This window comes from Thermodesulfobacteriota bacterium, assembly GCA_040754335.1.
In the GTDB taxonomy this organism is placed as follows: domain Bacteria; phylum Desulfobacterota_D; class UBA1144; order Nemesobacterales; family UBA2774; genus 2-12-FULL-53-21.
The window spans coordinates 139,322-151,780 of record JBFMCV010000003.1; the positions used below are offsets into that span (position 1 = coordinate 139,322).

Annotated in this window: 8 protein-coding genes and 1 riboswitch; of the genes, 7 read left to right on the plus strand and 1 reads right to left on the minus strand. The window is 53.9% G+C overall.

The features are described from left to right. Positions 1–39: 39 nt before the first annotated feature. The 7 genes from aroC (at position 40) to AB1598_07015 (ending at position 10,863) form a co-directional block, all read left to right on the plus strand. Positions 40–1,110 (plus strand): chorismate synthase, encoded by a 1,071-nt coding sequence (aroC, locus tag AB1598_06985; protein ID MEW6144750.1) that lies wholly within the window; start codon positions 40–42, stop codon positions 1,108–1,110. Between the two features lie 641 nt (positions 1,111–1,751). Beyond that, a riboswitch (cyclic di-GMP riboswitch) is annotated at positions 1,752–1,844 on the plus strand. Between the two features lie 116 nt (positions 1,845–1,960). Further along, positions 1,961–4,732: an aminotransferase class I/II-fold pyridoxal phosphate-dependent enzyme gene (locus AB1598_06990; GenBank protein MEW6144751.1), complete on the plus strand. Its 2,772-nt coding sequence runs from the start codon at positions 1,961–1,963 to the stop codon at positions 4,730–4,732. Beyond that, positions 4,725–7,298 (plus strand): ATP-binding protein, encoded by a 2,574-nt coding sequence (locus tag AB1598_06995; GenBank protein MEW6144752.1) that lies wholly within the window; start codon positions 4,725–4,727, stop codon positions 7,296–7,298. The genes AB1598_06990 and AB1598_06995 overlap by 8 nt, the downstream gene beginning before the upstream one ends. Continuing rightward, entirely contained in the window at positions 7,264–9,180 is a 1,917-nt protein-coding gene (locus AB1598_07000) for a response regulator (protein MEW6144753.1), read from the plus strand. The genes AB1598_06995 and AB1598_07000 overlap by 35 nt, the downstream gene beginning before the upstream one ends. Before the next feature lie 14 nt (positions 9,181–9,194). Next, the gene (locus AB1598_07005; GenBank protein MEW6144754.1) at positions 9,195–9,557 is read left to right on the plus strand and encodes a hypothetical protein; all 363 of its coding nucleotides are present in this window, start codon (positions 9,195–9,197) and stop codon (positions 9,555–9,557) included. Positions 9,558–9,576: 19 nt separating this feature from the next. Beyond that, positions 9,577–9,882: a hypothetical protein gene (locus AB1598_07010; GenBank protein ID MEW6144755.1), complete on the plus strand. Its 306-nt coding sequence runs from the start codon at positions 9,577–9,579 to the stop codon at positions 9,880–9,882. 60 nt (positions 9,883–9,942) lie between these two features. Further along, a complete protein-coding gene (locus tag AB1598_07015; GenBank protein MEW6144756.1) occupies positions 9,943–10,863 on the plus strand; it encodes a cation diffusion facilitator family transporter in 921 nt (306 codons plus the stop codon). Positions 10,864–11,204: 341 nt separating this feature from the next. Here the strand turns inward: AB1598_07015 and AB1598_07020 are convergent, their stop codons facing one another. Then, positions 11,205–12,440: an exonuclease SbcCD subunit D gene (locus AB1598_07020; protein MEW6144757.1), complete on the minus strand. Its 1,236-nt coding sequence runs from the start codon at positions 12,438–12,440 to the stop codon at positions 11,205–11,207. Between the last annotated feature and the right edge of the window lie 19 nt (positions 12,441–12,459).

Consider the following 12,459-nt stretch of genomic DNA (forward strand, 5'->3'; position numbering starts at 1 on the left):
TTGTTTGCGGCGATTATCCCGTTAATATAAACTCTTAACATGCCAGGAAATTCGTTCGGACAGCTCTTCCGTATAACCACCTGGGGCGAATCGCACGGCCTTGCGCTCGGGGTGGTAATCGACGGCTGCCCGGCAGGGCTCGAGATAACGAGCGAAGAGATACAGTCGGAGCTCGACCGCAGGCGCCCGGGCCAGAGCAGGATAACCACGCAGAGAAAAGAGTCAGACAGCGTCGAGATACTCTCGGGGGTTTTCGAGGGAAAAACGCTCGGCACGCCCATATCTCTCATGGTCAGGAACGAAGACGTCATATCCAAGTCCTACGAGGACATAAAAGACACCTACCGTCCCGGACACGCCGATTACACCTACGATGCGAAGTACGGGATAAGGGACTACAGGGGCGGGGGCAGGTCCTCGGCCAGGGAGACGGTCGGAAGGGTCGCAGCAGGAGCGGTCGCGAAAAAGATACTCAACCGGAACGGTATCGAGACTTTCGGGTTCGTGAGGCAGGTCGGTAGAATAGTCGCCCGGAAAATAGACCGGGACGAGATAGAGAGGAATATCGTAAGGTGCCCTGACGCGGAGAAGGCGGCCGAGATGATAGAGCTCATTGAGAAGGTGAGGAAGGAAGGGGACTCGGTCGGGGGGACGGTGGAGGTAATATCGAGAGGGCTGCCGCCGGGGCTCGGGAGCCCTGTCTTCAACAAGCTCGACGCCGACCTTGCGGCTGCGCTCATGAGTCTAGGCGGGATCAGGGGGTTCGAGGTGGGAATGGGGTTCGAAGCGTCCAGGAAGAAAGGCTCTCAGGTAAACGACGTAATGTATAAGGACAAGAACGGCAAGCTGAGGTTCAAGACGAATAACGCCGGAGGTCTTCTCGGTGGGATAACGAACGGCGAGGACCTCGTGGTGAGAATAGCAATAAAGCCCACCTCTTCCATTTCGAAGGTCCAGCACACGGTGGATAAATACGGGAACCCCAAGGAGCTCAGGGTGAAGGGCAGGCACGACCCGTGTCTCTGCCCGAGAGCGGTGCCGATCGCGGAAGCAATGGTCAACCTCGTTCTCGCCGACCACCTTCTCATATCGAGAGCAGCAAGGATATAGCACGGTATACAACAGCAGCTTCTGAAATCATTTCCAACTTAACACTACGGTTGTATTGAAACTGCAGCGCTAAGCGCGGAGCCGTCAGCACTACTGTAGATGTCAAGTAATCCGGGGACAAAGTCGTCCCATCGGAATACATAATAAAGCGATATATATTTTTCTTCTTTTCCTGAAACAACCCTGAAACGAGCAAGGAAATCGCGGCAGGATGCCGCTCCTACGGGTGTGATGCAGCATGAGATTGCCGCGGCTCATTCTGAGCCTCGCAAAGACAGATAAAAGTTCCATCGCGGCTGGAAGCCGCTCCTACGGGGAGGATGGAGGATGCATTATACAGAAAAATTCCAGCCGCGAATTATTTAACATCTACAAATACGACCGTTTCTTTTAATGTGAATTTAATTTTTTATCAGACACGAATATTCGGGTAAAATATTTTCTGGGTCTAGAAGGTTCATCAGTTTCATTAATCAGATTTAAGCGGATCAGGCCGGCCCGTAATTACGGATAGCGTATTCCGGCGCCGGAAGCCATGCTCCCGGTATTCGATCACTCGTTTCTTTCTGATTCCGCTAATTTGATATAACCTATTGAAACAAAAAACAAATTGCACTAAACTTGCGAAAAGGGGTAGTATCCTTCCGAAATGGCAAACTATCCGAAAGGGTAGGACGCAAAGCCGCAAGCCTAAGGGACGTGTCGACACGGCCTATGGCGGTTGGGTTGCCGAAGAAAGCATACTTGCAATAATTCTAATATTCGAGGATTATTATGGCAAGGCTATAAAGAATTATATTAACTATGTTAAAGAAAAATGCTAGAATAATTTCGTAGAGGGGGTTCGAGAATGGGGATAATAATCAGGGAATCGAAGGACCGAAGAAGGCATGAAAGGGTGCCGGTGAATTTTCATGTCTATTCCAAAAATTCCGGAAAGATGATCGGGCTCGCAAAAGACCTCTCGCCGAAAGGACTATTCATACATACCGAAGACGAGTACGAGCCGGGAACAAAACTCCTTCTCGAGTGCGACCTGTCGGGCGCGTTCCCGGTCAAAGCCTACTGTGAAGTAAAGAGGTACGAAACGAACGGTACAGGAGAGCACGGTATCGGGGTCGAATTCATAAACATATACGAATCCGATAGGGCGAAACTGGAAAGTTATATCGAGAAGAGCAAACATACTCTCAATTCCGACGACTATTATCTCTCCGACTTCAACGACATACCCGACGAAGACCTGTTTAAAAAAGCCGAGGTGTTCTGGCAATACGGCGTGGACATGGCGTCTAAGGGGTATATACGGTACAGAAGACCCCTTGCCTCGCCCTCCGCGCACAGGGTGATCATCGACGACGATTTCACCGGAAAGAAAAAAGAGATGATCATGATGGGCAGCAACAACTACCTCGGCATCACCGCGCATCCGAGGGTCATGAAAATAGCCAAGGAGAATATCGACAAATACGGTGCGGGCGCGGGTTCGGTGCCGCTTCTGGCAGGGACGTTCGATATACATAGGCGGCTCGAGATGAAGCTCGCCGAGCTCAAGGGGGCGGAGGACGCGATAATTTTCCCGAGCGGCTACGTAACCAACCTCGGATGCATACAGGCCCTCGTCAAGAACGAGGACCTCGCAGTCATAGACAGGCTCGCCCACGCGAGCATCATAGACGGCTGCATGCTGTCCTCTGGGACTTTCAGGACGTTCAAGCATTCGGACGTCGACAGCCTCGAGAGCGTATTGAAAAGGAATAAGGACAATTTTAAGGGAAAGATCGTTATCGTCGACGGCGTATACAGCATGGACGGGGACATCGCGCCTCTGCGACAGATAGCCGAAACGGCGCACAGGTACGGCGCCAAGGTCATGGTGGACGAGGCTCACGCCACGGGGGTCATAGGAGAGAGGGGAAAAGGCACTCCGAGTCATTTCAAAATGAAGCCGGGCGAGGTGGATATAGTCATGGGGACGCTCAGCAAATCGCTCGGCGGCATCGGAGGCTTCATCGCCTCGACCAAAGAGGTGGTGACCTATCTCAGATACTACACGAGGTCGTTCTTCTTCTCGTCGAATTTCCCGCCTTCGGTCGCGGCTTCCGTGCTCGCGGCGATAGAAGTCATGGAATCCGACAAATCTCTCCATGAAAACCTGTGGAGGAACATCAAGCACATGAAGGAGAGCCTTAAATCCATGGGCTTTAACACCGGACAGACCGAGTCGGCGATCATCCCTGTAATGATCGGAGACGAGCTGACTCAGAAAAAGATGAACAAGAGGTTCCACGAGGAGGGAATATACGTAAACGCCATTCCCCACCCCGCCGTGCCCAAGGGTCAGGAGAGGTTCAGGTTCAGCGTCATGGCCACGCACACGCGGGAAGACATCGACAAGACGCTCGAAGTGGTCGAGAAGCTGGGGAGGGAATTCGGAATAATAGGCAGGCCGGTTTCTCCAGGCGCCCCCGAAAGCGAAAAATACTCGGTGAGAGAAATATCCTCCAGGGAAGATATCGAAAAATCGGTCAGGTTCTCATGGAAGGTTTACAAGGACTACCCGGCATGGGTGCCGTACTTCCTGATAAAAGACCACGTCAAGCTCATTTCGAACGATTATTTCTACTTCAGAAAGGTTTACGGCAAGAGGTTCGTCGTCGAGGAGAACGGGGAGATAGTAGGCACGGTAAGCGCGTTCATTGACCACTACTATAACCGCTATCACGATACGAACGCCGGGTTCCTCGGTTTCTTCGAAGCCCTCCCGGATAAGGAAGAGGCGGTCGGGCTTATGCTGGCGAGAGCCGAGGAGTTTCTTGCAAGTGAAGGGTGCAGGGAGGTGCTCGGACCCGTGAACGGTATCTTCGGGCTTTTCGGCGGGGGGCTGCTCTCGAGCAACTACGGGAAGATACCTTCGTTCCTCCAGGTCTACACGCAGCCCTACTACCACGAATATTTCACCGGAGCCGGGTTCGGGCCTGTCAAAAAATTGCTCCACTACACGATAGACCTGAAATCCCCGGATAACGTCAAGGCGATAATGAAATACTCACGGGAGTTGGCCCTCCCGGATATTAAGATAAGGCAGATGAACAAGTCCGACTGGGAGAACGAGGTCAGGAGCGTGGTCAGGATATTCAACAATTCTCTCGCCCAGCTCTGGGGAAACGTCCCGTTCGATCCCGATGAATTCATGGAGATCGCGGACGAGTTCAAGAGCCTTATCGCTCCCGAATACTGGCTCATAGCGGAGTCGGGAGGGGAAGCGGTGGGCTTCATAGGCGGGTTCCCGCAGTACGCATCGGTGTTCAGGGGCCTCGACGGGGAACTCAGGCCCCACAAGCTGGTTACGCTGCCTCTCAAGCTGAGAGGAATAAAGGAAGGCGTTTTAATGATCATGGGACTCCTCGACGAGTACAAGGGAAAGAGGATAGGCTCGGTCCTCCTAAGCAGGGTCTGCGAGGCGATGATCGGGAACGGCTATGAAAAAGTGGCGGGCACGTGGGTCCTCGAGGACAACCTGGGCTCGCGGCGCATAGTGGAGAGCCTGGGCGGAAAGGTCGACCTCCACTGGGAGATGTATTCGAAAACCCCGGCGATAAGCGAACAGGCAAATGACTGACAGACACTACTCCATGTCGGAAGGGAACGGAACGAACATCCAGAAATCGGTATTCAGCATAGTTGCGTTCGTTCTGCTGCTCTTCTGCATAGGGAACCTACTCCTGGGATTGAACAGGGTGAACAAGCCCTACCCGGGATTTTTCTTCTACAGGAACCTCGTCGTAACCGACATATCGCCCAAGACGATCAACGGAGAGACGCTCAAGAGGTTCAAGGACAAGATCAGGGAAGTAAACGGCATTGCTGTAAGGACGCCCGAGGAAGTCTTCAGCATTACAGACACATACCCTGTAGGCACCGGCGTCGAATACACGATAGAAAGAAACAGCGGCACGTTCAGGGTCACGATACCGATCGAGAAACTGACGCTCAAGGAAATGCTCCTCATGTTCGGGATCATATACGTGATAGGCGTCGTGTTCCTCATCATCGGGGTCATGGTCCTTCAGATGAAGCCCGGTCTTAAGGCGAGCAAGGCGTTTTTCCTCTTTTGCGCATCTATATGCGTCTGGTTCGTCGGGTCTTTCGACGCGCAGGCCGTCTATCTATTCGACCAGCTGAGCTTCTTTGCCTGGATATTCTGCCCGCTGTTCGGAATATACCTGATGTTTATTTTCCCCTCCGACACCAAGTTGAGGGGAATGACCCACAACCTGGTCTCGATACTGTTTCTGTTTATTTCCGCCATGCTCTTCGTGCTCCAGTTCATCTTCTTCCACAGGTATGAAGTATGGAAATACATCAATACCGCGAGCTGGATCTACGTGGTCCTGAGCACCATGATATTCCCCATCTCCTCGTTCGTGACCTACATGAATCCTGCGTCTGCGCTGGAGAAGCAGCGAGCGCAGATAATACTGCTCGGCTGCGTTTTCGGCCTGCTCGCCCCGGCTTCGGTCGTAGCCTGCATCACGGTCTTTAAAATAAGCCTGCCCTACAACCTGATGGCGCTGCCCGTGATAATATTCCCGGTTTCTATCGCCTACGCCATAGTAAAGCACAAGCTCTTCGACATTGACGTCATCATCGAAAAGGCCCTCACGTACGGCCTCCTCACGGGAGCCGTTGGCGGAATATTCGCACTCACCGTGCTCGGGTTCAACGTCGCATTCGCGAAGTACGGCGGCTGGAAGAACCCCGCTTTCTTCGTGATCCTGAGCGGATTCCTCGTCATAGCGCTCAACCCGCTCAAAAACCGTATACAGGACCTTGTGGACCTGACGTTTTTCAGGAAGAAATACGACTACAGGGGGACAGTGGAGGAAGTGAGCTACGCCATGACCTCGCTCCTCAGCCTCGAGAAGATAATCGACAAGATCATCGAAATCGTGGAGAGCACGATGTTCTCGAGCCCGGTTTCGGTATTCATATACAACCAGGACCTCGGCTCTTACGAGCGGTATTTTAAAGACGGCGAGGTCAGGAGCTCGCCCGACGCGGCGCTCGAAGAAGACAACGTCCTCATTCAGCAGCTCAATTTCCACGGGAGCGAGATATTCAAGGAAGACCTCATAGCGGACGAGAGGTACATTCACAACTCTCAAAAGCTAATGCTCGAGTTCGAGAGGTTCAGCGCGTCGCTCATAATTCCGCTCTTTTTCAAAAAGCAGCTCATCGGGTTCATAGCGCTCGGGGAGAAGAAGTCGGGGCTTTCGTATACCTCGCGCGACGTGAAGCTGCTCAAGCTGCTCGCTAACCAGAGCGCGATAGCGATCGAGAACGCGCTTGCTTTCAAGCTCGTCGAGGACTACGCGAAGAAGCTCGAAAAAACGAACAAGGAGCTCAAGGACACCCAGGCGCAGCTCGTGCACGCCGAAAAGATGTCCGCGATCGGGCAGCTCGCTGCGGGTGTCGCCCACGAGATAAGGAACCCGCTCAACATCATCGAAGGCGCAAGGTACTACATATCCACATATATGATGGACAAGGAAAACACGGAGGTCGTCGGAGAATATCTCGATTATATAAAGCACGAGATCGACAGGACGAACCGACTGATAGACAGCCTGCTCAAGTTCTCGAAAGCCGAGCCGCCGTATTTCGAGAGGGTGAACATAAACAGCGTGATCGAGAACGTAGTCATCCTCGTACGGAAGCAGCTCTCTGACAACAGGATAAATCTCACGCTCAAGCTCGACGGGAACCTGCCGCAGATAATGGCCGATCCGAACCAGCTCTGGCAGGTATTCATCAATATCATATTGAATGCCGTTCAGGCGATGCCGAAGGGCGGGGATTTCACTATTGAGACCACGACCAGCTGGGACGAATTCGCGAGCGGGAACTCGAACCACGTCTACATACACTTCAGGGACACGGGCGTGGGGATAGACAGGGAAGACATAACGAAGATATTCGACCCGTTCTTCACGAAAAAGGATATGGGGACCGGGCTCGGTCTCTCGATAGCGTATAAGATAATCGAAAAGCACAAAGGCAGGATAATAGTGGAAAGCGAAAAGGGCGTCGGTACGACGTTCACGATTGAACTTCCATCAAATAACCATAATATTACTGCGGGAGAGGCAGATGAACAACTCGAAGAAACGGGTGCTGGTAGTTGACGACGAGCAGCTCATATTAAAGATCATATCCGACATACTGACCAAGGAAGGTTACGAAGTCGTAATCGCCAACAACTGCGAGAAGGCGGCCGATTACCTGAGGTCATCGAACTTTAACGTCGTGCTCTCGGACATAAAAATGCCAGTTAAGAGCGGCATCGACCTCCTCGAGGAAATCAAGAAGAAAGACCCGAACATTCCGGTAATACTGATGACGGGATTCGCCTCGCTTGAAACAGCCGTAGAGGCGGTCCAGAACGGAGCCTTCGACTACCTGATCAAGCCGCTCGATTACGGGAAGCTGAGGAGCGTCATCGAGCACGCCGCCGACAGGTACGAGCTCTACAGGGAGAACACCCGTCTCCTCAGCGATCTCAAGGAGCTGAACACCAATCTCGAACTGAAGGTCCAGGAAAGGAACAGACAGCTCGAGAACACGCTCAACAGCACGATCGAGAGCATCATAACGACCGACAGGGACCTCGTCATAGAAACCACGAACCCGAAGACCTCCGAGATATTCGGCAGGAACTGTGTGGGTGAAAAACTGAGCTCGTTATTCCAGGGAATCAATTTCGACACCATAGTACCCAAAATATTGAGCGACCCGGCGTACTCGACGAAACACGAAGTGAGACACGACAGCAAGTTCCTCGAAGTGACGCTCTCGCCGCTTATAGACTTCGAGACTAGGGAGATTTTCGGCGTGATAGCAGCGACTGAGGATATAACCGAGAAGAAGAAGCTCGAAGCGCAGCTCATACACTCGGCCAAGATGTCGGGCGTGGGGCAGCTCGCGGCCGGGGTCGCGCACGAATTCAACAACATCCTCTCGGGAATCATAGGGTACACGAGCCTCGCGCTCACGCGGCAGGACCTCGACAGCGTCAGGAAAGACCTCAAGGTCATAGAGAAAGCCTCCGACAGGGCCGTCGAGATAGTGAACAAGCTCCTCTCCTTCTCGAGACAGAAGGGAGAGAAGTTCCAGGTCGCCCAGATAGAGAGCATCATAGACGACGCGCTGGGGCTCGTGGAGCACACGTTCGAGACGGAAGGAATAAGGATACTGAGGAGCTACGAGAAGGTCCCGGCCATAAGGATGAACCTGGGAGAGATACAGCAGGTGTTCCTCAACCTCGCCATAAACTCGAAACACGCCATGCCCAATGGCGGCGCTATAGCCATAAGCACGAAGCTCGCAGGGAATTACGTTAGGATAGACTTTTCGGATACGGGCGTTGGCATTCCGCCCGAGAACCTGCCCAGGATATTCGAGCCCTTCTTCACCACGAAGCTGAGCGAAGGCGCAAAAACGGGAACCGGCCTCGGCCTCTCCGTCATATACGCGATCATCGAGAGGCACGGCGGGCGGATCGAAGTCTCGAGCGAGGTCAACAAAGGGACTACCTTCACGATCCACCTCCCGAATATCCAGACCGTCGCGAAAGCCCCGGAACCGGAGCAGGCGAAGAAGAGCCAGAACGGCAAGGTAATCGAGCTCAGGAGAAAGGGGAACGTGCTGATAATCGACGACGAGGAGTTCATAAGGGACATAGTGAGCGAATGCCTTTCGAGCACCGGGCACAACGTAATGACCGCCGAGAGCGCGGAGGAAGCGATAGAGCTTATAAAAAAGAACCATTTCGACATCACGTTCCTCGACTTCTCCCTGCCTAATAAAAACGGCCTCGATCTTCTGAGAGAGATAAAGCTCATCGACCCCAGCTCGACCGTGGTCATCATAAGCTCAAGGCCCGGAGAGCAGCTCCCGGACGAGCTCTCGGACGAAGGCGCTTACAACATCATAAAGAAACCTTTCTCCGTGGACCAGATACAAAACGCAGTATCCAGGGTGCTTGGAGCGGAGGCCGTGAGCAGATAAAATAACACCCGGACATGGAAGAGCTTTCCACCCACAGCTTCAGAATCTTCGTCAACGAAAAAGAGATTTATTCGGGCAGCCTCGAGGAAGTGCCGGAAAGGTTCAGGGCGCGCATGATACGCGACCTTGCCGAGTGGGCGGACTCTCTCGGCAAGAGGGGCCTCAACGAGCTCATATACTCCCATCTCGCCTGGTATGAAGAGAAGGGCATGCACTGTGCGGAATGCGGGACTTGGGACACGGGAGGGGGCTCGGGGGAATGTGCGGAATGCGGGAGCAAGCTCGGGGAGCGGTACATATACGAGCGGGACAAAGGGCTCGATATGATCATTACGTGCGTGGGAATGATATCGAAAGTGCAGGTTTCAAAAATATAAAAAACTCGAGAGGTCGGAGATGAAGCTAACAGTCAAGGGTCAGATATTTCCAAAGGTCTGGGAGATCGCGGAGAGCGTAAGGAAGCTGAGGGACGACAGGAAGCCCGTGAACATCGGAGCGGGCACGGTGGGCTTTCCGGTCTACGAAGTGGATCTGCCGGATGACACGAGAAAGGAGGGTCTTTATTTCGTGACTCCACAGGGGATAAAGCTCTATTTTTACCCGGGCGACCAGTACCAGATAGCATATCTGATCTCGGAGATAGACACCGACCCGCTGAGGGAGAAGCATTTTAAAGAGGCGGCAAAGAACGCACTGTCTTGAAGCGGTCGCCGGGGCGGAGTACTTTGACTCCCGCGCGGGGTGTATGTATTTTTAATTCCGATGGATAACCACGAGCGCGCTCACGACATAAAAAACACCAAAGAAAAAAAATCTCTCACGATCGTGCTCGCACTCACCGCCTGCTTCATGGTGGTGGAGGCCGCCTCCGGGTTCTATACGGGCAGTCTCGCGCTCCTGTCCGACGCGGCGCACATGCTGACCGACGTATTCGCCCTCTCCCTTGCCTATTTCGCCCTCTGGTTCTCCGTCAAGCCGCCGACCCTCACCAAGACCTACGGATTCTACAGGGCGGAGATACTCGCTGCCCTCATCAACGGAATCCTCCTCTTCGTGATCTCCGGGGGCATTATCGTAGAAGCGTACGAGAGGTTCAAGGTCCCGCGGGAGGTAAAAAGCCTCGAGATGACCGTCGTCGCAATCACGGGGCTCGTGTTAAACCTGGGCTCGGCATACGCGCTGTCCAGGTACAGGAGCGCGAATCTGAACATCAGGGGCGCGCTCTACCACGTCATAAGCGACGCGCTCGGCTCGGCAGGGGCGGTCATCGCGGGCGTGGTGATGCTTCTGACGGGCTGGTACTACGCCGACAGCATTATAAGCGTACTCGTATCGGTACTCATATTGAGGAGCGCATGGGTCATCCTTAGGGAGTCGGTGCACATACTCCTAGAAGGCACGCCGCGGGGGATGGACCTCAAGGCCGTACAAAACACGCTCTGCTCCCACGAGGGCGTCCTCAGCGTGCACGACCTCCACGCGTGGACGCTCACACAGGGGTTCGACGCGCTGAGCGCGCACCTCGTCGTGGACGACATGCGGAAGAGCGAAGAGCTCATAAGCGACATAAAGAGCCAGCTCTCGGGTAAATTCCACATCACCCACGTTACGCTCCAGCTCGAAACGAAGGAGTGCGGGACGGCGAACGGGACGTGCTACGAGGACTCTGCGGGCGGGAAGTGAGCCTTCCTAGCCTCTCTTCTTTTTTTCTCCGAAGTGATATAAAATGAATTATATGAATGTAGTTAACATTTGGAAAAGGATTGATTCGTAGCTTTTTTCTCATCCGGGGGAGTTTTGTATCTATTATTTTATTGTTTTACCGTAGTCAGTTTAGTGCTGTTAGCCGTCGTGCTAGTGCTACTGAGTTTCAAGAGCGAAGATTTGAATAATTGGAATCAGGAATATAAAAGAACGAAGTAGCCTCAATTTCTTTATTTCCGTCTTGAAATGGATTTGCAGCATGGATTAAACGTGTGCAGGTGAAAGTGAATCTGGTGATCGGCCACACGGTTTTTGAATAGTCACTCATCTTCCCTTACAAGCTTCTCGGCTGCGGACTTCATGTCGGAGGCTATCTTTTTCAACTCGGGCTTCGACTGTATGTACTTGTCGAGCGCGTCGAGCACGCTCATCGTCTTCGAGAGCTCCGACTGCCTCATGGTTTTCCTGGGCTTGGAGAAGACCCTCTCAATCCTGAGCGTCTGCGCGTCTCCGAGGGCAGACCTTATCTCCCTCTCATCCACCTCCTCTCCGGGGCTGCCGACCTCGTACCTCACCCTGACCACGGCTCCCCCGGTATCCCTGTGAGATAACAGGTCGGGTAGAGGGAGCTCCCTCCGGTCGGCATCTATCTCTCCGAGATCTATCGTGATGAACCTCCTCGCCGGGGTCTCCCTGAATTCGTAGGCGCAGCGCCACCCCTTTTCCGACTCCGAGATTTCCCCGAGCACGAAGCCCTTTTTTTCCTTCTCCTCGGAGAAATCTATCCTCTCGATGCTGCCCGAATAAACCACCGGGGGCGCGTTTCCGCCGTTCAGGTCCTGAAACCCGTGGATGTGCCCGAGGGCGACATACTGGAACGCGGGGTCGGCGAGCGAAGTAACCGGAACGACGGGATCCGAGGTCGAAAGAGTGTCCGTCTCTGTGCCGGACAGCCTGGCCCCCCTCGCCGCCACGTGCGCGAGGAGTACCGCAGGGTCTTTCGGGTCGGTCTTCCCGGCAAGGCTATGGATTATCCCGATGAGCCTCCTCTCGATCTCGGCCTGGATCTCGCCCGAGGAAAGGGACCTGTACTCCTCCCTCGTCAGAAGCGCACCCCTTCCCGCCCACGGGAGGCAGGCGACCTGAACCGTACCGCTCTTCGTTTCTACCCTGATCACTTCGGGTTTTCTGGCTATTGTCACGCCCCCGATGTCAAGCGCGGGGAAGATCTCAACGGCGGACGCGCCTGAGGCTGAAGACGAGTAGTCATGGTTCCCGAGCACTATCACGACGCGGGCCCCGTCCCTGCCGGCTGCCTTCCCTATCCTGCGGGCGAATTCTATCTCTTCCGCCGGGAGCGGGTTCTCCCTGTGGAACACGTCGCCGGCGATGAGTATCAGGTCGGCAGATTCCCGTGCCGCCGTCTCCAGCACATGATCTAGACAAGCGAGTATGTCCTCGAGCCTGGTGTTATACCCCGTGGACGGGTTCAGCCTGCCGTGCGTCTGAAGGCCGATATGGATATCGGAAAGGTGTATGAACCTTATCTTTCTCAACAGCTGCCGGGCGGCTCAG